Annotated in this window: 17 protein-coding genes and 1 pseudogene; 10 read left to right on the top strand and 8 right to left on the bottom strand. The window is 70.1% G+C overall.

Going from position 1 to position 20,180, the window contains the following annotated elements:
* Window positions 1-54 precede the first annotated feature (54 nt).
* A complete protein-coding gene (locus ACIRQF_RS10520) occupies window positions 55-678 on the top strand; it encodes an SMI1/KNR4 family protein (RefSeq protein ID WP_404090741.1) in 624 nt (207 codons plus the stop codon).
* Here ACIRQF_RS10520 and ACIRQF_RS10525 read toward each other — a convergent pair.
* The gene (locus ACIRQF_RS10525) at window positions 606-1,265 is read right to left on the bottom strand and encodes a DUF4240 domain-containing protein (RefSeq protein WP_404090744.1); all 660 of its coding nucleotides are present in this window, start codon (window positions 1,263-1,265) and stop codon (window positions 606-608) included. The genes ACIRQF_RS10520 and ACIRQF_RS10525 overlap by 73 nt on opposite strands.
* A 57-nt stretch (window positions 1,266-1,322) precedes the next feature.
* Here ACIRQF_RS10525 and ACIRQF_RS10530 point away from each other — a divergent pair, with 57 nt between their 5' ends.
* The 4 genes from ACIRQF_RS10530 (at window position 1,323) to ACIRQF_RS10545 (ending at window position 3,914) form a co-directional block, all read left to right on the top strand.
* Window positions 1,323-1,592: a hypothetical protein gene (locus ACIRQF_RS10530; protein WP_404090747.1), complete on the top strand. Its 270-nt coding sequence runs from the start codon at window positions 1,323-1,325 to the stop codon at window positions 1,590-1,592.
* Window positions 1,589-1,849 (top strand): hypothetical protein, encoded by a 261-nt coding sequence (locus ACIRQF_RS10535; RefSeq protein ID WP_404090750.1) that lies wholly within the window; start codon window positions 1,589-1,591, stop codon window positions 1,847-1,849. The genes ACIRQF_RS10530 and ACIRQF_RS10535 overlap by 4 nt, the downstream gene beginning before the upstream one ends.
* A gap of 645 nt (window positions 1,850-2,494) precedes the next feature.
* Window positions 2,495-3,217, top strand: a complete 723-nt coding sequence (locus ACIRQF_RS10540) for a hypothetical protein (protein WP_404090753.1) — start codon at window positions 2,495-2,497, stop codon at window positions 3,215-3,217.
* Window positions 3,218-3,380: 163 nt separating this feature from the next.
* Window positions 3,381-3,914 carry a hypothetical protein gene (locus ACIRQF_RS10545; RefSeq protein ID WP_404090755.1) on the top strand — a complete coding sequence of 178 codons (534 nt, stop codon included), beginning with the start codon at window positions 3,381-3,383 and terminating at the stop codon, window positions 3,912-3,914.
* Between the two features lie 163 nt (window positions 3,915-4,077).
* Here the strand turns inward: ACIRQF_RS10545 and ACIRQF_RS10550 are convergent, their stop codons facing one another.
* The 6 genes and pseudogenes from ACIRQF_RS10550 to ACIRQF_RS10575 all read right to left on the bottom strand — a co-directional run.
* Window positions 4,078-7,929 carry an SAV_2336 N-terminal domain-related protein gene (locus ACIRQF_RS10550; protein ID WP_404090758.1) on the bottom strand — a complete coding sequence of 1,284 codons (3,852 nt, stop codon included), beginning with the start codon at window positions 7,927-7,929 and terminating at the stop codon, window positions 4,078-4,080.
* Window positions 7,926-8,963, bottom strand: coding sequence for an AAA family ATPase (locus ACIRQF_RS10555; RefSeq protein WP_404090760.1), 1,038 nt, complete (start codon window positions 8,961-8,963; stop codon window positions 7,926-7,928). Before ACIRQF_RS10555 ends, ACIRQF_RS10550 begins: the two co-directional genes overlap by 4 nt.
* The gene (locus tag ACIRQF_RS10560; protein ID WP_404090763.1) at window positions 8,960-10,927 is read right to left on the bottom strand and encodes a trypsin-like peptidase domain-containing protein; all 1,968 of its coding nucleotides are present in this window, start codon (window positions 10,925-10,927) and stop codon (window positions 8,960-8,962) included. The genes ACIRQF_RS10555 and ACIRQF_RS10560 overlap by 4 nt, the downstream gene beginning before the upstream one ends.
* 11 nt (window positions 10,928-10,938) lie before the next feature.
* Complete coding sequence (locus tag ACIRQF_RS10565; RefSeq protein WP_404090766.1) at window positions 10,939-11,322, bottom strand: CU044_2847 family protein; 384 nt, start codon at window positions 11,320-11,322, stop codon at window positions 10,939-10,941.
* A gap of 217 nt (window positions 11,323-11,539) precedes the next feature.
* A complete protein-coding gene (locus ACIRQF_RS10570) occupies window positions 11,540-11,734 on the bottom strand; it encodes a hypothetical protein (RefSeq protein ID WP_404090769.1) in 195 nt (64 codons plus the stop codon).
* Between the two features lie 139 nt (window positions 11,735-11,873).
* A pseudogene (locus ACIRQF_RS10575) lies at window positions 11,874-12,161 on the bottom strand (ankyrin repeat domain-containing protein); the annotation flags it as partial.
* 928 nt (window positions 12,162-13,089) lie between these two features.
* Between ACIRQF_RS10575 and dhaK the strand changes: the two are divergent.
* The 5 genes from dhaK (at window position 13,090) to ACIRQF_RS10600 (ending at window position 18,030) form a co-directional block, all read left to right on the top strand.
* A complete protein-coding gene (gene dhaK, locus ACIRQF_RS10580; protein ID WP_376636215.1) occupies window positions 13,090-14,082 on the top strand; it encodes a dihydroxyacetone kinase subunit DhaK in 993 nt (330 codons plus the stop codon).
* A gap of 7 nt (window positions 14,083-14,089) precedes the next feature.
* A complete protein-coding gene (dhaL, locus tag ACIRQF_RS10585) occupies window positions 14,090-14,707 on the top strand; it encodes a dihydroxyacetone kinase subunit DhaL (RefSeq protein ID WP_404090773.1) in 618 nt (205 codons plus the stop codon).
* Entirely contained in the window at window positions 14,704-15,108 is a 405-nt protein-coding gene (locus ACIRQF_RS10590) for a PTS-dependent dihydroxyacetone kinase phosphotransferase subunit DhaM (RefSeq protein WP_404090776.1), read from the top strand. The genes dhaL and ACIRQF_RS10590 overlap by 4 nt, the downstream gene beginning before the upstream one ends.
* Window positions 15,109-15,376: 268 nt before the next feature.
* The gene (locus ACIRQF_RS10595; protein WP_382480325.1) at window positions 15,377-17,401 is read left to right on the top strand and encodes an FAD-dependent oxidoreductase; all 2,025 of its coding nucleotides are present in this window, start codon (window positions 15,377-15,379) and stop codon (window positions 17,399-17,401) included.
* A 74-nt stretch (window positions 17,402-17,475) separates the two neighbouring features.
* On the top strand, window positions 17,476-18,030 hold the full coding sequence (locus ACIRQF_RS10600; RefSeq protein ID WP_404090779.1) for a PadR family transcriptional regulator: 555 nt from the start codon (window positions 17,476-17,478) through the stop codon (window positions 18,028-18,030).
* 257 nt (window positions 18,031-18,287) lie between these two features.
* On the opposite strand, the gene ACIRQF_RS10605 is transcribed toward ACIRQF_RS10600, so the two are convergent.
* A complete protein-coding gene (locus ACIRQF_RS10605; protein ID WP_404090782.1) occupies window positions 18,288-20,177 on the bottom strand; it encodes a heavy metal translocating P-type ATPase in 1,890 nt (629 codons plus the stop codon).
* Window positions 20,178-20,180: the final 3 nt, after the last annotated feature.

Consider the following 20,180-nt stretch of genomic DNA (forward strand, 5'->3'; position numbering starts at 1 on the left):
GCTGCAGCTTGGTCGGCGCCGCTGGGTGAGGACTCCGGCGCCCAAGGACCGGAGTTGGAGCAGGCTGAGGCAGCCCTCGGGCTCCGCTTGCCAGTGGCGCTGCGCGAGGGCTACTCGCTTCTCGGCGCGACACGGCACGACCTCACGGGCAACCAGGATCCGCTGCTGCCACCCTCCGAGCTCTTCGTGCACGACGAATTCGGAGGAGTCCTGGTCTTCCGTAGCGAGAACCAAGGATGTGCCTTCTGGGGCGTCCGTCTTCGGGACCTCGATCAGGACGATCCGCCGGTGTTCGTGCAGTCGCGGGATGGCTGGATCCCCTTCTTGGAGCGGGTCTCCCTCGCCTGGGTCGAGCTTGTCCTCAGCGAGACGCTGTTCAGCGACGGCCGGCTCTACAACGCGTGTGAACTGCCCGCGGAGCTGATCCGTGAGCTACCGCGGCTGTTCACGCACGCCGAGCTGCCCGACTACCCGATGTGGACAGGGGTCGAGGAAGCACCCGTGCGCTGGTTCTCTGCACCTGGAAAGCTCCTGCGGTTGGACGGGCAGGGTGACCACAGCTGGCTGCACGTTCGGGGAAGGACAGCCGCCGACCTGGAGTCGATCTACGCGACCGTCCCCGGGCAATGGGCATGCGGGTACTCCCCGCTCCCCGAACCCGACGAGCTGCCCTTCTGAGTGAGTGATCGCAGGGGAAACATCGTGCTCAGTCTCGGCAGCCTGCGCGCTGCCTCGTCCTCGCAGCGCACGTCCCACCGCTCACCAAGCGGCCCGGAGCTTCCCTCGTCGTCGCTCTGCTCGGCGTCGACGGCCTCGTAGAAGGCTTCGCCGCACTCGTCGTCGACGCCGGTCAGGATCCCGTACGCCTCCATGGCGACATAGTCGAGAGACTCCCAGTCCGGCCAATCGTCGTTCCACATCTCCCGCGGACGGCCCACCAGGCGCTGGACCTCCGGGGTGTCGGCCAGGGCATCGGGGTTTGCCACTGCTTGAGAGAATGCTTCCCGGCCGAGACTCACTATCCACAGGCCGAAGTAGCAGAACCCGTCGTCCGAACACCAGCCGCCGAAGATCCGGTCCGCGGCTGCCCACAGGTCCCACGTGAACGCTTCGTGCGTCACCTCGTCCAAGCGCACCTGGAACTGCACGACCTCTGCCGGCGACCTTCGCGACAGTTCGCCACGCAGCCACACAAGCCGTTCGTCCGGTCCCCGCTCCTGCCGCCGGCACTCTTCGATGAGCTCCCAGAATGAATCGATGTCCACGGCGGCACTGTGCCAGGCACCTCTGACAACACCCGGCCCAGGGACTATGTTCGAGCGGTGGAGAACCCGGAGATCATCATCAAGCTCACCCCGGACGAGGCGCTGGTCCTGTCGGACTGGCTGGAGCAGGTGCAGATGACGGACCTCAGCCATCTCGTCGACGATGCGGCGGTCTGGGCGCCCCTTCACCGTATTGCCGGAGCACTCGACAAGTCGCTGCCCGGGATCTTTGCGATGGACTACGCCGAACGTCTGGACGCGGCCCGCCGCAGGCTTCGCCCCGCTCCGGACGACGACACCGATGATCACGAGGGGGCGGACGCATGAGCCCGCTCGCGGAAATGACCGAGCGCGAATACTTCGCCAGCGTCGGCCAACGTCCCGGCATGTTCGTCGGCAAGCCCTCCCTCCACATGCCGACCGCGTTCCTGACCGGCTATGACCAGCATGCGCTGCGGCACGGGGGCACGGGCTCACCGGCTGGCACGACTGGCTCGTCGCCTGTCGGGGACATGACTGCAGCCACGCCTGGCCCGGCCAGGTTCTCCATGACGCCTTCCCGAACGGCTGGGACGACGCCTTGAACCTCCCCCTGAGGGTGAGCAACACGCGATCAAGCCCCTGCGCGAGCTCCTAGACGAGTTCGCAGTCGAGCGCGAAGCACCCAGGACGCGCAGTTCTCAGATTGGCTGACCCTTAGGCTGCACCGCGTCTCACTCAAGATGGCCCACCGCTGACCACGACCTCGCCATGATCACCTTCACTGAGACGGGACACGAGCTCCTCGTCGCCGAACCGCGCGTCCACAATGAGATCAAGAACGGGTATGGCCAGGTGTCGATGGTCCGCCAGAAGATCGAAACCCGCGTGGCCCCCTCGCTCGACCGGTGGCAGCAGTCTCCAGGACCTCATCAGTGTGAGCGTCGAACTACGCGAGCGGTATCGGCTTCACTTCGCTCCGCAGGAGGCTCGACACTGCCCTCGGCGGCCGGCTCGTATTCCACGCCTTCGCCGCACTCGCGGGTGACATCCGCGAACTCGTCGTCGGGGGAACCCGTCCGCTGGCCTTGCCCGCCCCGGGCAGGGCCAGCGGGCGCCCCGTCGCCGAGGCAGTCATCCGAGCCGCCTGCTACTTCCTGTCAGACCCCGGCCGCTCTATCACCTCGATCGCCAACCTGCTCGGTGTCTCTCCGGGAACTGTGCGGGTCATCCCGGACTACGATCAACGCATGACCGCGACGCCCACCCACGTCTACGTGGTGACGCACAGCGCCACTCAGGTCGGGAAGGTCGGGATTGCTGACTTGGACTCGTCGCGGATCGCTCAACACCGGAGCCAGGGTTGGCACCTGTACCGCGCAGTGCTGCTCCCCTCCCGGGAGGCCGCACGGCAAGTGGAACGGTCCGTCTTTCGGCAGTTGAAAATCGACGGAGTGAGCGCACGCATGCCGGCAGACCGCATGCCGCAGGGCGGCCAGAGTGAAACCGTGAACCTCGACGACGTGTCTGCGGCGGACCTGTGGGACCGGGTGGTTGCGGCAGCCAGCGACGTGCAAGCCCAAGCGGACATGTCCCGCGTGGTTCTGTTCCTCGCCCGCATGGACGGCGTCCGCGTCCTAGTCGTCGGGACAGACCAGCCGCTCGGGCCCTCCAAGCGGAGCCCCGAGTGCGCTATCGGGGAGGAACTCGCCGCCAACGGATGGCTGGTGTACGCAGCGAACATGACCGCCGCCGCGTCGGACGCCGCCTTGCGCGGCCTTAGGGAATGGGCAACCACGGCCGGTATATCCGAGGCCGAGGCGATGCGCACGGCCAACTGGCCCGTGCCGCTGCTCCGCAAAACCTACCTGCTGAAGGGGTCAGCAGACGAGGAGTTCAAGCAAGCACGCATAGCGGTAGGGGTGCCGCTGCACCCGATCTTCGACGACGCTCCGGAGGCGGACAGGGCCTGACCGAGGTGGTGGCGCGGATCCAGTAACGACCTTGACCAAGGCCACCTGCCCACCTCCACCACACGGTCGGCAGTGTCGATACAGGGGGACTACTGCCTCCGCGGCTGTGATCTCCGCACTCTCCGCCCAAGGGTTGTCAGATACGCGTGGCACGATGCCTGGCATGAGCCCGACACCCCAGCTGACGCAGATGGCCCTGGCCGAGCGCGGCTTCCGCGGCTTCGTGCCGTTCCGTGAACTGCCCGACAGCAACGTCCCCACCGGGCACGGAATCTACGTGGTGATCCGCACGGACACCGCACCCCCGTCGTTCCTCCCCACCAGCCCTGCCGGACGCCTCAAAGGCCGCGACCCGTCCGTGTCGACCGACAAGCTCGGCGATGCCTGGGTGGACGGGGCAACGGTCGTGTACATAGGCAAGGCCGCGGGGCAGAACGGGCTGAATCAGCGGCTTAGCGACTACCAGCGCCACGGCGACGGTCTGCTGGCCGGCCATTGGGGCGGTCGCTACATCTGGCAGCTGGTCGACTCGGCTGCGCTACTCGTCGCTTGGCGGCCGACGACCGAGGACGACGCGGGTGAGGCTGAGCAGGACCTGATCGACGAGTTCAAAGAACTTCACGGAGGAGCTCTGCCCTTCGCTAACCTCAGGAACAACGGCCGAAAGGCACCGGAGACGGACACCGACATCGACTAGTCGGGATTTTAGTGACCTCGCCGCGGCGGCCGTCGTTCACAACGGCGGCCTCGGCGGCGACGCGGCGGGCCCGGTGGGCCCGGTGGTGGCCCAAGTCCTCAAGGCCGTCCGCTGACCCGTCTGCCGATGTCGTGGAAGTCGTTTCGCCCTCGGGCGGCATGCATCAGCCGTCGGTCCTCGCCGCCGTGCGCAGCACCCGTTGCTCCGCAGCGTCCACGTCGAAACGTCCCGCCAGGTCACCGCCGCGGCTGCGTACGGCGGCACGGACCAAGGCCAGGTAGTACACGGCAGTGGCACACGGCGTCCATTGGCCGGCGGGCTTGCTCAGCAGGAACGAGAATACGGAATCGGGGTCGGCAGACACGAAGGCGTACTCTTCGTGCACCCACTTGTCCTTGACTCCGCGGCTCCATCGCCGACGCAGCGCCTCCTCGTCCAGGTCGTGGACTTCCGCACTGAAGAAGGCCGCCCACTGATTGTTGCGGAGATCCAGGCCGAAGCCGAGAAGTTCGAGGTCGAGGCTGTCCTTAGCCTCAATCGCCAGTTGATCGCGCAGAGCGCGCCGCGCCACTGCATGCAAGCTGAGCTGCCCGTCCGGACCCAGGTCATCTTTGACCCCCATGCCCACGTTCGCCGAGGAGTTCCAGCGCGAGCCGTTCGGTCCGGCCACGTGGCGGCTGCGGCGCGAGAACAACATCCTGCCGTCCACGCCGGTCCGCACGGCTACGTGGACCCCGAAGCCGCAGGACAGGAACGACGGGGCACCGACGGGGTCCTGACTCTCCAGGTACTGCCGGCGCAGAGTCAGCCCGTTCTCCTGCGGGCGGTCGAGGTTGAGGGCCGTGGCCAGGAAGTCGAAGTAGTCCGCGTCCAGAAGCGAGAGCGTGACGATCGGCGACTCGCCGATGTCCGAGCGGGTCGTGGTCAGGGCTTCGACGGCGAAGCGGCGGGAATTCCATCTGTGCGCCAGGCCCTCCGCCTGCTTGCGCCGCTCTTCGCCCTCGATCGCCCGCCGCCAACCGGCGATCTCCTCGGGCAACGTCACGCGCACCGGCGCATAACGGATGCGGACGTTCTCCTCTTCGATGGCACGGGTTCCATCACCTTCGTAGATATGGCAGTCCGTCGGATGGCCGAACAGCAGGAAGGAGTCACGCCGCCCCGGGCGGATCCCGCTGTCGTGCCTCGGCCCGGTGAGCCATGACGACACGGCGGGCGACGCTGCTGTGGGCGCGGAAGCAGGCCGGGTCAGGATCGTGTGCACCAGCTGCCGCAGGCCCTGCTCGTACTCATCCGGCGTCATCTCTCTACGGAAGTCCAAGTACTTCCGTTCGCCGATAAAGGTGGGGATCCACGTCATCTCCCCCCAGAGAACGGGAATGACCCGCGTGTGGCCGTCCGCAGTGGCCGCCTCGAACTCCCTGCGCGCCCACTCGGAAGCGAGCCACCCTGGACTGACCACAGCCACCATCACGTCGGCCTTCGCTAGCCCGTCCCGCAAGCCTGTGGTGACATCCTGCCCAGCGGACAGCTCCCAGCGGTCGAGCCATACCCGAAGTCCTCGCCGGCGAAGGTCTTCTGCCAACGTGATCGCCCACTGCCCGTCCTCATGCGCGTACGAGATGAACACGTCATAGTGCTCCGGGTTCGGGAAGAACGGCTGCTCGGCCGCGTCTGACGTGGTGAGGGTGACCTCGCCGTCGCTTCCGCCGAGCCGCGCGCTGAGGTACTCGGACATCCTCTGCCGCACCTGGGCCAGGTCGATGAAGCGACCACCGCCGACGGTCCCGAGAACCGACACCGCGTGCGTCAGCGCCTCGGTGAACTGGCTTCCCTCCTGCGATTCGTAGCTCATGGATACGCTGAGCACTGCCAGCTCGCTCCCGGGCCGAGAAGAGCTGACGAGCTGCCATGAGGGGTCATGGCCGACGTTCGGATGGCCGGCGCACGTGTCCAAGAGGAGCAGCAGATGCCCGACGTCGCTAAGGAGCACGCCGCTCAATGCCTCCTCGGCGAGCAAGGTGGTGCCCGCGTCCTCCGACCGACTGTCCGAAGCGAGCAAACGCAGTCGCCCGCCCGCGCGCTCGGCTGTTCCGGCGAAGTACACGACGACCACGTCCGCGGAGCTCAGTGAGGCTTCGGCACTCCAGGAGCGCAGGCCTTGTACCAGCTCGGCGCGTTGAGGATCTTCGGCTAGTTCGAGCAGTACGTGGGTGTAGCCAAGGCCCTCGAAGAGGTCGTGCATGCGCACGATGGCCCGCCGTACGCCAGGCAGGTCGGGCAGCGACGGGTCCTCATGGCGCGAAACGCCGATGGTGACGAGGAAGCGGCGCCCCACCGTGGCCGGGCCGGGCGGGGCCGGGTTCCGCGCCGTGGACTGCGTCGAAGGCTTCGGAGCCAGGTCGTCCACCGGCGGCCGTGCGTGTGGTGTGGCCAGGGCCCTTCGCCTGCCCTGCCGCCGGCGTACGAGGTTGTGCACCTCCGCCCAGTGACCTGCTCCGGTCGGCAGGGCGAGCGTTCCGTCGGGGTCCCGCACAGCGGCAGCGAAGCGGGCGCCGCTCGCCGGGACGTTGCGGTCCACGTATGCCGAAACCGTGGCGATGATCTCGTCGGCCTCGTCCCGCCGGATGGTGCTCAGCAGGCGCTCCCGTACGCCCGGAAGGAACTCGTAGGCCTGGTTCAGCGCCTCGTCCGGGTGGACACCGCCGACTTTGCGCAGCAGGCCGCTGTAGACGATCTCCGCCAGGTCAGACATGGGACTCGACGGCAGCATCGCGGACTGAACGGTCCGCATCACCCCGAGATTGAGCGGGGCGGCGGCGAGATAGGCGGCGAGGCGCAGGACATCCGGCTGTGCCTGGGCCTGGAAGTCTTCGAGCAGGATGCTCCGGTCGGATGCGTCGAGGCCCCTCGGTGCGTAGACGCGGTGGTCCGATGATCGGGGCATGGAGGGCAGCAGGAGGGCCGCTCCGTCGAACGCGGCGGGTTGTGCGATCGCGTGTGCCCAGGGCCCCAGCCATTCTGGGGTGACGCCCAGTACCGGTACCGGGATGTGGTGCCCTGCGACGGGCGGGCGCAGTCCGTAGCCCGTGAAGAGCAAACGGGAAGTGGGGCTGCCCGCCTCGGTGGTGCGAAACCGCCCCGGCTCGGTTGCCAGGGCGGTCCGTGCCCACACGTTCTCGGGGAGGGTCTGGAGCACGGCTGTCGGGCCGTGGTCCGCCCATGTCCGCAGCGCCCTGAGCATCGGGCCGGTGTGCCAGGCAGGTGCCACGCCGTCCGTGAGGACCAGGATCACCGTGCGACCGGTCGGATCGACGAGCGACCTCGTCGAGCGCAGCGGCTGCGGCGACGTCAGTGAACCGGTTCCCGTTCCGATTCCTGGGCAACCGTCGCCGCTGGGAGCCAGATGGTGCAGCCGGACATCGCGGAACGCGCCGAGCTGGAGGAGCAACGTGCACAGCTCACGGGCGAGGGGCTCCCAGAGGACGGCGCCCTCACCGTAGGAGTCCAGGACGATCCGAACATCGAGCCATCGGTCCGCGGCCGGTGCGAGCACCGGGACCCAGTGATCGTGGTCGGCGATCCTGCTGACGGTGGCGTTCTCGTCCAGGACGGTCCGGATCCTTGAGGGGACGCGCCGTTTGAGCGGGCGCAGGGCACGCGCCAGCTCACGACGGCCCGGCAGCGCCGGCGGCCCTGTGACGCGGACCGGCGAAGCCCATTCGATCTGCGGTTCCTCCTCTTCGGCCTGGGAGGAGCGCCTGGGTACGTACAACCGCGTCGACTCGGAATCGGAGCGGTCGCCGTGACCGGCCTCCGATGACTCCTGTTCGGGGCCGTCTCGTAGGGCGGACGGCGTCGAACCTTTTCCGGATGGCACGACGGTCGATCCGGTTCGATCCGACTCCTCGGGCAAGTGCGCTGCCAGCCAGATGAGTTCGGCTACCTCGCGAGGCGTGGGAGGCTGCTCTGCGGGACACAAATCGGCGAGCAACGCGCCGAGCCGCTCGATCACGGTTGCGCCGGAACCGTCGTATCGAGGTGTTGGAAGACCAGTTCGCTGAGCCGATCGAGGCTCGGCGCACCGTCACCCGCCGTACGGCTCACCAGGTAGACGGCGTTCAGGAGCTGGTCGGTGGCCAGCTCGCCCGAGGCGGCGTGGCTGAGGAACCGGTCGATGACTGCATCGACGTCCTCCGCTGCGGTGGGGAGATGCGCCTTCACGATCGTCCGCAGCCGTTCGCCGCTGTCAACAGCGGGCAGATTGAGCCGGACACAGCGGCGAAGGAAGGCGGGTGGGAACTCGCGTTCGCCGTTGCTCGTCAGGATGACGACGGGGAAGGTACGGCAGCGCACCTGCCCGCTCTCCACCGTGACGGGTTCGCCGTCGTCCGCCGGGCGGACCCGGACCGTGGGAAGTCTGTCGGCCACCCGGGAGAGCTCCGGGATCTCGAACATGCCTTCCTCAAAGACGTCGAGGAGGTCGTTCGGCAGATCGATGTCGCTCTTGTCGATCTCGTCGATGAGCAGGACGCGCGGCAACGCGTACGGCGCCAGCGCCGTCCCGAGGGGCCCGAGCCGCAGGTAGCGCCCGATGTCCGTGGAGCGCTCCTCGTTCCCCTCGGACCCCGGTGGAGCGTCGCCAGTCGCGCGAGTGACGCCGGCGTCCTCGAGACGGCCCAGGGAGTCGTACTGGTAGAGACCGTCGCGCAGCCCTGACTTACTGTTGATCGGCCAGCGAAGCACCGTGCCCAGTCTCAGTTCACGGGCGATCGCGTAGGCCAGCGTGGACTTGCCCACGCCGGGATCGCCCGTCACCAGCAGCGGGCGGCGCAGGTAGAGGGCCGTGTTCACCGCCTCGACCGTATGCTCCTCGGCCTTGTACGCGTCGGCCCTCGGCAGTCGCCGGTCCCCGTGGGCCTCGACGCTCCGGTCGAAAGGCGTCACCTCACCTGTGTGCTCGAAGTCCCGCCACGGCGGTGGGGCAGGCAGGCGGTCGATGCCGTCGTGCGGCTCGCGGACACCTTGATAGATCCGCCACTCGCTCATCGGGAGGGTCCTTCCTGGGCCGGGGCCAAAGGCGATCGGGGAAGTTGGCGCCGCGGGTCGTCCCACAGCAGAACGATGTCGCCACCGAGGTGCCCCTCCCGCTTCGGGGGCTTCTCCGCATCGACACGCAACCGGCGGATCCGCTCGGGCAGATCGTCCCGTCGCACGTCGTCCAAGGAGGCGCACAGCTCGGTGAAGAATCCGCTGCCGGGGCAGGACCCGAGGCCGGGCGCCCCGCACGTGCCGCCGTCGGCTCGCTCGCAGGCCACGCTGCCCCGTCGCCACATCATCATCGGTACTCCGGACGCGACGGCCACCTGGTAGGCGTCCGAGACGGGTGGGGACTGCGGCGTACCCGCGAGCGCGAGCACACCCAACGCCAGGTCGTCGTCGAACGAGGCGTCAAGCGCGGCCTGATGCTGGTCGCCGCGGCCGCACACGCACACCACCATGTCGCCGACCGCCTTGCCGTCCAGTTCCCGCCAGCGCTCCGCCCACACCGCGTGCAACGACGGCGCCTCGTGTCGCTCCAGCGGCCGGACGACCACCCGCTGCTTGCGACCGAGCGAGAACCATGGCAACTGCGGCCACAGCTCAAGATCGGCGAAGCCCTCGTCGATCGCCTCCACCGGCAGGATCAACTCGATCAGACCCGGGCTGGTCGCCCCACCCATGATCTCGATCTGCTCGGGCAGCAGCTCCGCCAGATGCTTCACCGCATGGTCCAGGGCGAGCGCCTCCGACTCCGGGGCGGCCGGGCGGATGTCGTGCGCCGAGCGGTATCGCCACACCATGACGTGGTACAACCGTCGATCCCGCAGGGAGTGCCGAATCCTGCCGATGATCGAAGGCTCGCCTTCCGGCCCACTCTGCTCGGCCAGACGTCGTTGCATGGCGTCCCCGAGTCCCAGCCTGCCCGCCGTGATCAGCACTCGGTCGCGCAGCTGCTGGGCGACGCCTGTCCAGGCCTGCCCCGCGGCAGCGCCCCGGCGGGCGAGGTCCGCGGTGAAAGCCAGCTCGTAGGGAAGCCCTCTGTCCTCAGGAGGCATCAGGGCGGTCAGCTCGGTGAAGACGTCACGATGGTCCAGCAGCGGGTATCGCGTAGGCGGGAGGGTGCCTTCGACCGCCGCTGCGAAGAACGCCGCGAGATGGCCGGTCGTGGCGGAGTGGGTCCTTTCCACCGGCTCCTTTGGCAACTGGGATATAAGCGCCAGGATTTGTCGCTCTTCCGTGGCGTTGAGCTCAAGGTCGAAGCCCTCGTCGTGCCCGACCGCGTCATGCGCGATGACGCGGTCGGACAGACGGGACCATCGGTCGTCCTGGCCGTGAAAGGTGTCGTGTGCCCGGATGAGGTCGCGGTAGACGTCCGGGTCCAGCAGCCTCAGGGCGCTCGTGGGGGTTCCCAGACCCCCCATGGACGTGTTCTGCAGCCTGGTCGCCTTGACGATCGCGCAGACACCACCAGACTCGTGGTTCAGCACCGGGCCACCGGACAGCCCCTTGTTGATCTCGCCGCCCACCAGCTCCAGCATCTTGCCGCCCGCCGGTTTCGTGCTGCCCCCGCTGAGGAGGGCGGCGGAACGCTCGGACGCGCTGCCGCGCTCGTAGATGTCGGAGAAGCCGGCCGCGGTCAGGCTGGCGTCACGCGAGGGCGTCATGGTGTCGAGCCAGACGCACGGGTGACCCGAAGGAGCGTCGAGCAGCCGTACGACAGCCAGATCCGGATATGGCCACAGCTCCCTGCCCCTGGGCGGGGCCGAAGCGGTCAGCACGATGCCCTCGAACTCCGTGTCCATCCAGAAGACGGGCACCCGAGCCCCTGGCTGGGCCCCCGCCACATGGGCGCAGGTCACGACGTAACTCGGGGCGACGAAGAAACCCGCGCCCTGCGTCACACCGTGAACGCGCACGCGACAGGAGCCCAGGTGCTCCTGAAGCCGGGACAGGGGGGTGGGCCTGCGCACCGCGGACGGCCTCAGCCCTGGACCGGCGGCACCGGTGGCATGGCCGGCGGCTGAACCGGCTGCGGCGGCACGACCGGTGTCGCGGGCAGCCCCTGGCCGCTCCAGGTCAACGTCACCTTGAACGCCGCCTTGCCGCTGCCGCCGACCACCGCAGCGACGATGCCGCTCTCACCGACAGCCAACTCCAGACCGAACTCGACACTGATCTCGTCGGGGCGGGCCGAAGCCACGGCATTGCGCACATTGGAGGCAACGGTCTGGAGCGCCTCCTGGAAGCCGTCGAGCTTCTCCGCGATCTGCTCTCCGAGGCCCGAGTCGCTCGGTCCCTCCTCCTCGTCGACCGTTGCCCAGATGACCCTCTCGTCCGGCATCTGCAAGCGCACGAGCTGTGACATGACTCCCCTTCAACTGCACTGCTCAACGCGTCACATCGTACGAGCCGTGTGTGGAATCCGAAGACCGATTACCGAATCACTCGTCGGGCCCTGAAGTGAGGTTCCTGGCAGGTGTCCGCTGCACGAGCGTCCCCATGTCCAGGGCGCCGATCATGACCATTGCCCTGGCCTATAACCAAGTGCACGCCGATGCCGCCGGATGTTCCTCCGGCCAGGGCTATCGGGCGAGCGTGACTATCTGCTCCCCGCTCCTGCGGGGGTCCTTGCGCAGCCCGTCGGGCAGCCAGTCCAGGACCAGCAGGACGCACAGCGGGAGGGCCTGGAATGCCGGCTGCTGTGCAGCGAGGCGCGGTGCCGGCTCGAGGCTGAGGGCGCCGACATCCTTCCCGTGCCGCGCACCGGTGTCGAGCAAGCTGTCAATCTGCGCCGTGAGTCCTGCTGTCCTGTGCGGCCGGAGTCGTGAGCGTACCGATGCAGGTAGGAGGATCGGGCGCGTGGATCAGTACGACAGCTCTCAGCCTCACCAAAAGACGGGATCCAGATCGCCTTACGACAGCCAGGTCATGATCGTAGGAAATGGCCACGTCCAGGGGAGTGCGACCGTCTGAATCAGCGAGTTGAGGATCCGCGCCGAACGCCAGCAGCACGGCAACGGTGTGCACCGTCAACGGCTGGCCGCCCTGCAGGGCACCATACCCCTCGGTATCGATTGCGGCGGTCAGCAGCGTCATGTTGCTGAAGACCTCATCAGGGTCGGCGCCGTTGGCGAGCAGGCGGGCCAGGGTTTCCGCATCCTCATGCTCGACCGCATGGTGCGTCGGTGTCCAGTAGTCGCTCATCGAGGCACTCACAGCGATCGAGACGCCCCTATCAGCAATATTCCCCACTGTCGGCAGCCAAATGAGATGACCTCTAACCCCGGTCACCGCCCAGGGGCCGCGTTCCGGTGCCGACTGTGACCCTTGAGTGTTCACAAGCGCGTACGTGCAAGATCAATCCAGTGTCGCATTGGCCCGTATCTCAGTCGGGCCGCGGGCTGCCTCGTCAACACCATGGCCCCTTCTGGGCTTACCTCGACGACACCTCAGGACGACGACTGGCACCTGGCGACGCACGGCCTCGGTCGGAATCCCGGTGGCAGCACGGGGATCGTCTCACTACTTTGCGGCTGACGTCTGAGGCTAGTCTGCCCGCGCCCGTGCGCCACCAGATCCAAAACGGTTCAGTCGGCGGCATGCGGCGCGCCGCAACAGCTAACCTCTCTGCTACAGGCGTCACACTCAGTCGGCTGAGCAAGCGCACGAAATGGCGCCTCGACGATGTCGTGGTGCGGATCGCAAGGACGAGCCAGGGACGGGCAGCGGTCGGCTCCTACAGCGATCGACGCATCAAACAGCACGTCTCATCAGGCGGTCACCGCACGGAAGGCTCCGTCCCATTCACCATGACCACCTCGACACTCGCCCCCCACGACTCCCGGCCCCAGGGCACCCCGGGTTCGAGATCGTCCGGATCCAACTGGTGGCGCATCGGTGCGCACTCGCATCCTTGCGTCGATAATTGCTCCGCAATGCGCGCTTGCAAAGCTCGCTCTCGCGATCCAAACATGACACATCATCAGGAAAGTCAGCATTAGGTCAGCATCAGTACCGCACGGAACCGCTCACAAGCGCCACGGACCGCCAAGATCGACAAACCGGCACACCTGCCATGACCTGCGAAAATGCAGGTGAGCAACCTGCCTGCTAATCTCACCTGGAGGTATCCATGAGGATGCTGATCAATGTTCCGGAGACCGTGGTCGCGGACGCCCTGCGCGGCATCGCCGCAGCGCATCCCGAGCTGACCGTGGACGTGGAGAACCGGGTCGTGCTCCGGCGGGACGCACCGACGGCCGGGCAGGTGGCCCTCGTGTCCGGCGGTGGTTCGGGCCACGAGCCCCTGCACGCCGGTTTCGTGGGTCCGGGGATGCTCGCCGCGGCCTGTCCGGGCGAGGTGTTCACCTCCCCCGTGCCGGACCAGATGGTACGGGCGGCCGCGGCGGTCGACAGCGGCGCCGGCGTGCTGTTCGTGGTGAAGAACTACACCGGCGACGTGCTCAACTTCGAGATGGCCGCCGAGCTGGCCGAGGACGAGGGCGTGCAGATCGCCAAGGTCCTCGTCGACGACGACGTGGCGGTGACCGACAGCCTGTACACCGCCGGGCGGCGCGGCACCGGGGCCACCCTCTTCGTGGAGAAGATCGCGGGCGCGGCCGCCCAAGAGGGCGCACCGCTGGAGCGGGTCGAGGCGGTGGCCCGTCGGGTGAACGAGCGGTCGCGGAGCTTCGGAGTGGCGCTGAGCGCCTGCACGACCCCGGCGAAGGGCTCGCCGACCTTCGATCTGCCGGACGGCGAGCTGGAGTTGGGCATCGGGATCCACGGGGAGCCGGGGCGGGAGCGGCGCCCGATGATGACCTCGCGGGAGATCGCGGACTTCGCGGTGGACGCCGTCCTCGACGATCTGCGCCCGAAGGGACCGGTCCTCGCCCTGGTGAACGGCATGGGGGCGACGCCCCTGCTGGAGCTGTACGGCTTCAACGCCGAGGTGCACCGGGTGCTCGGCGAGCGCGGGGTGCCGGTGGCCCGCACCCTGGTCGGCAACTACGTGACCTCCCTCGACATGGCCGGCTGCTCGGTGACGTTGTGCGAGGCGGACGAGGAACTGCTGCGCCTGTGGGACGCGCCGGTGAGCACCGCGGCGCTGCGCTGGGGACGGTGAGGCGGCGATGAGCGCGCAGAAGGGGACGACGTACGGGGCCGGGTTCTTCCATGACTGGATGACGGCGGCGGCCGCCGCCGTGGACCGGGAGGCCGACCGGCTCACCGAGCTGGACTCGGCGATCGGCGACGCGGATCACGGGGCGAACCTGAAGCGCGGCTTCGCGGCGGTGACCGCGCTCCTGGAGAAGGAGCCGCCGGCCACGCCGGGGGCCGTGCTCGTCACCTCGGGGCGGCAGCTGATCTCCACGGTGGGCGGGGCGTCGGGGCCGCTGTACGGGACGCTGCTGCGGCGCACCGGCAAGGCGCTGGGCGACGCGGAGCGGGTCTCCCGGGCCGAGCTCGCCGAGGCGCTGACGGCCGGGGTGGCGGCGGTGGCCCAGCTGGGCGGCGCGCAGGCGGGCGACAAGACCATGCTGGACGCGCTGCTGCCTGCCGCCGAGGCGCTCGGCAGCTCCTTCGCGGCGGCGCGCGAGGCGGCGGAGGCGGGCGCGCTGGCGACCGTGCCCCTGCGGGCGCGCAAGGGCAGGGCGAGCTACCTCGGCGAGCGGTCCGTGGGGCACCAGGACCCGGGAGCCACCTCGTCGGCGCTGCTGATCGCCGCGCTCGCGGAGGCGGCGGGATGACGGCGCGGGTGGGGATCGTCCTGGTCTCGCACAGCGCTGCCGTCGCGGCGTCGGTGGCCGAGCTGGCCCGGGGTCTGGCGGGCGGCGGTGACACCGCGCAGGTCCGGCCGGCCGGCGGGACGCCGGACGGCGGTCTGGGCACGAGCGCCGAGCTGATCACGGAGGCGGCGAAGGCCGTGGACGAGGGCGTCGGGGTGGCGCTCCTGGTGGACCTCGGCAGCGCGGTCCTGACCGTGAAGGCCCTCCTCGCGGAGGGCGACGAACTCCCCGAGGGCGCACGCCTCGTGGACGCGCCCTTCGTGGAGGGGGCGGTGGCGGCGCTGGTGACGGCGTCGGCGGGCGGTGACCTGGAGGCGGTGACGCAGGCGGCCGGCGAGGCGTACACGTACCGCAAGACCTGACCGTCGCGCCCGCGCGCTCCTCGTCCCGCGTGCCTCCCGGCCCCGCGAACGGCCCTCCGGGGGGCCTCCACCCGGTGGGGGCCTGCGCCCGCGAGGGCCCCACCCCGCGGGGCCCTCCGGCGCGGGGGGCGCTGCGGCCCGGGAGGTCCTCGGGCGCCTGGGCTGTGGTGTCCGGCACATCTGCGGCCGGCGTTTATGCAACTTGTTGCAGAAGGCGGGACCTGTCGTCTACAACAGTTCGTGACGACCCCGCGCGAGGAGACGCCCTATGGCCCCGAAGACCCCGTACCCGCACCTGCTGAGCCCCCTGGACCTCGGGTTCACCACCCTGCCCAACCGGGTGCTCATGGGATCCATGCACGTCGGCCTGGAGGAGGCCGAGCATGGCTTCGAGCGGATGGCCGCCTTCTACGCCGAGCGCGCCCGTGGCGGCGTCGGCCTCATCGTCACCGGCGGCATCGCCCCCAACGAGGCCGGCCGGCCCTGGGACGGCGGCGCCAAGCTGACCACCGCGGAGGAGGTGGCCGAACACCGGCTGATCACCGACGCCGTGCACGCCGAGGGCGGCCGGATCGCGATGCAGATCCTGCACTTCGGCCGGTACGCGTACCACCCCGCCCTGGTCGCTCCGAGCGCGATCCAGGCCCCGATCAGCCCCTTCGTGCCGAACGAGCTCACCGAGGCGGAGGTCGAGCAGACCGTCGAGGACTACGCCCGCTGCGCCGAGCTCGCCAAGGAGGCCGGTTACGACGGCGTCGAGGTGATGGGCTCCGAGGGCTACCTCATCAACGAGTTCATCGCCGCCGCCACCAACCGGCGGACCGACCGCTGGGGCGGCTCGTACGAGAACCGGGTCCGCTTCCCGCTGGAGATCGTGCGCCGCATCCGCGAGCGGGTCGGCGAGGACTTCATCCTGGTCTACCGCCTGTCCATGCTCGACCTGGTCCCCGGCGGCTCCACCCTCGACGAGGTGGTCTCCCTCGCCAAGGAGATCGAGGCGGCGGGCGCCACCATCATCAACACCGGCATCGGCTGGCACGAGGCGCGCATCCCGACGATCGCCACCTCCGTGCCCCGCGGCGCCTACACGTGGGTGACGAAGAAGCTGATGGGCGCGGTCTCCGTTCCCCTCGTCACCAGCAACCGCATCAACACCCCCGAGGTCGCCGAGCAGATCCTCGCCGAGGGCCGCGCCGACCTCGTCTCCATGGCCCGCCCGTTCCTCGCCGACCCGGACTTCGTCGCGAAGGCGGCCGCGGACCGCGCCGAGACCATCAACACCTGCATCGGCTGCAACCAGGCCTGTCTGGACCACACCTTCAGCCTGAAGATCACCTCCTGCCTGGTGAACCCGCGGGCCTGCCACGAGACCGAGCTGGTCCTCTCCCCCACCCGCCTCGCCAAGCGGATCGCCGTCGTCGGCGCGGGCCCGGCCGGCCTCGCCTGCGCGGTCTCGGCGGCCGAACGCGGCCACGCGGTCACGCTGTTCGACGCCGCGTCCGAGGTGGGCGGCCAGCTGAACGTCGCCCGGCAGGTGCCGGGCAAGGAGGAGTTCGACGAGACCCTGCGCTACTTCCGGGTCCAGCTCGCCGAGCGCGGGGTGGAGGTGCGCCTGAACACCCTCGTCACCGCGGCCGACCTGGACGCCTACGACGAGGTCGTGGTCGCCACCGGCGTGACCCCCCGCACCCCCGAGATCGAGGGCGTCGACCACCCGAGCGTGGTCGGCTACCTGGACGTGCTGCGCGACCGCGTGCCCGTCGGCGAGCGGGTCGCGATCCTCGGCGCGGGCGGCATCGGCTTCGACGTCGCCGAGTTCCTCACGGACGGCGGCGAGGGCGCGAGCCAGGACCCCGAGACGTACTTCCGCCAGTGGGGCGTCGACACCTCGTACGAGACGCGCGGCGGTCTGCGCACCCCCGAGCGGCCCCGGCCGCCGCGCCAGGTGCACCTGCTCCAGCGCAAGACCACCAAGGTCGGCGCCGGCCTCGGCAAGACGACCGGCTGGATCCACCGCACCGAGCTGAAGCACCGCGGCGTCACGATGGTCGCGGGCGCGTCGTACGAGCGGATCGACGACGAGGGCCTGCACATCACGATCGACGGCGAGCCGCAGCTGGTCCCGGTCGACACGGTCGTCCTGTGCACCGGCCAGGAGCCGCGCCGCGGTCTGTACGAGGAGCTGATCGGCGCCGGCCGCGCGGCGCACCTGATCGGCGGCGCCGACGTCGCCGCCGAGCTGGACGCCAAGCGGGCCATCGACCAGGGCACGCGGCTCGCCGCGTCCCTTTGAGCGAAGCGGCCGGCCGACCACCCCGTCCCGATGACCATGCGGGTGGTCGGCCCCGCCGAATCTAGGATGCGTCCATGTCCCTCCCGCACGCGATCCTCACGGCGCTGCTCGAGAAGCCGTCCTCCGGCCTCGAACTGACCCGCCGCTTCGACCGGTCGATCGGCTACTTCTGGTCCTCCACGCACCAGCAGATCTACCGGGAGCTCGGGAAACTGGAGCAGGCGGGGCACATCCGTGCCCTGCCCTCCGCCGTGCCCGCGCGGGGGCAGAAGAAGGAGTACGAGGTGCTGCCCGCCGGCCGCGAGGAGCTCGCGGCCTGGGTGGACACCGCCGAGGACCCCAAGCCGCTCCGCTCGGCGCTGCTGCTGCGGATGCGCGCGGCGGCCGTGGTGGGCGGCAGGGGTCTGCGGGAGGAGCTGGAGCGCCATCTGGCTCTGCATCGGCGCCAGTTGGACGAGTACCTGGAGATCGAGTCCCGGGACTTCCCGCCGGAGCGCCGCTCGGCGGAACCGGACCGGCTGCGGCACCTGGTCCTGCGCGGCGGGATCGACCTGGAGCGGTTCTGGGTGCAGTGGCTGACCCATGCGATCGGAGAGCTCGCCGAACTCGGCGAGCTCTCGGAGGGGTGACGCCGGTGCTTCCGGCCGACGGCGCCTGACGCCTCGCCCGGAAGCGCCCACGCGACGCGCACCACCCCGGGCCACCTCACCCACGCACGCGCACCACCCCGGGCCACCTCACCCACGCCACGCGCACCACCACGGGCCACCTCACCCACGCCACGCGCACCACCACGGGCCACCTCACGCGCGGACCACGGACGACGCCCCACGCGACGTCCCAGGTGACGTCACCGCCGCGGGCCGGTTCGCCGCGTCGCGTCGCGTCAGGACGCCGCCGCCTTCCGCCAGGCCGCGTCCCGCAGGAGCCGCAGGCCGTTGAGGCCGACCAGCACGGTGGAGCCCTCGTGGCCCACGACGCCGAGCGGGAGCGGAAGGCGGCCCGCCAGGTCCCAGACGACGAGGACGCCGATGCACACGGCTGCGATGACGAGGTTCTGCACGACCAGGCGGCGGGCCCGGCGGGAGAGTGCCACCACGGCCGGCAGGGCGGCGAGTTCGTCCCGGACGACGACCGCGTCGGCGGTCTCCAGGGCGAGGTCGGAACCGGCCCGGCCCATGGCCACGCCGCTGTGGGCCGCGGCGAGGGCAGGGGCGTCGTTGACGCCGTCGCCGACCATCAGGACCCGGGCGCCGGCCGCCTCCCATTCCCGTACGGCGGCGGCCTTGTCCTGCGGCAGCAGCCCGGACCGCACGTCGGCGAGTCCGGCGTCCCGCGCGACGCGGGCGGCCGCGCCCGCGTTGTCGCCGGTCAGGAGGGTGGGAGCGGCGCCGGTGAGCCGGGTGAGGGCGGCGACGGCCTCGGGGGCGCCGTCGCGCAGCCGGTCGGTGAGTTCCAGGACGGCGGCCCGCTCCCCGTCGACGACGATCTCGACGGCGGTGTCGGCGTGGTCGCCCGCCGCCCGGCGGACGGTCACGTCCCGCCCCCGGACCCGGGCCCGTATTTCCTTCCCCGGCACCGAGGAGAACGCGGTGGCCTCCGGGACGGCGAGGCCGCGGGCGCGGGCCTCGGCCACGACGGCGCGGGCGAGCGGGTGTTCGCTGGGGAGTTCGGCCGCGGCCGCGAGCGCGAGGGCGCCGGGGTCGCCGTGCAGGGCGGTGACGCGGGGCGCGCCTTCGGTGAGCGTGCCGGTCTTGTCGAGGGCGACGCGGTCGACGGCGCCGAGCCGTTCCATGACGACGGCCGACTTCACGAGGACGCCGTGCCGGCCGGCGGTGGCGATGGCGGAGAGCAGCGGTGGCATGGTGGCGAGGACGACCGCGCAGGGCGAGGCCACGATCATGAAGGTCATGGCCCGCAGCAGGGTCTCGGTGAGGGCGGCGCCGAGCACGAGCGGGACGGCGAGGAGCAGGAGGGTGGCGCCCACCACGCCCACGGAGTAACGCTGTTCGATCTTCTCGACGAAGAGCTGCGTGGGTGCCTTCGTGGCGCTCGCCTCCTCGACGAGGGCGACGATCCGGGCGAGGACGGTGGCGCCGGCCTCTTTGTCGACGCGGATCCGCAACGCCCCGGCCCCGTTGAGGGTGCCGGCGTAGACCTCGTCGCCGGGGCCCTTGGCGGCGGGGAGGGGTTCGCCGGTGATGGTGGCCTGGTCGACGTCGCCGGCGCCGGCGAGGACCGTTCCGTCGGCGGGCAGGCGTTCCCCGGGCCGTACGAGGACGGTGTCGCCGACCACGAGGGCGGTGGCCTCGATCGTCTCCTCGCCCGTCGCCGTGAGCCGTACGGCGGTGGTGGGGGCGAGGTCGAGCAGGCCGCGTACGGAGTCGGCGGTGCGGCGGGCGGCGAGGGCTTCGAGGGCGCCGGAGACGGCGAAGACGACGATGAGGAGCCCGCCGTCGAGGAACTGCCCGAGGGCGGCGGCGCCGATCGCCGCGACCACCATCAAGAGGTCGACGTCGAGGGTGCGTGCGCGCAGCGCCCGGAGTCCGGCGAGGCCGGGTTCCCAGCCGCCGGCGGCGTAGCAGAGTGCGTAGAGCGGTGCCCAGGCCCAGGCGGGTGCCCCGGCCAGGTCGAGCGGCAGGGCGCAGAGGAAGGCGAGGGCGGCGAGGGCGGCCCAGCGGACCTCGGGGAGCTCGGTGACGCGGGCCTTGCGGCCGGCGGGCGGCGGAGCGGGGCGCGCCGGTGCGGCGGGGGTGTCGAGGGCCGGGAATGCCATGGG

The organism is Streptomyces sp. NPDC101191, from assembly GCF_044767915.1.
In the GTDB taxonomy this organism is placed as follows: Bacteria; Actinomycetota; Actinomycetes; order Streptomycetales; family Streptomycetaceae; genus Streptomyces.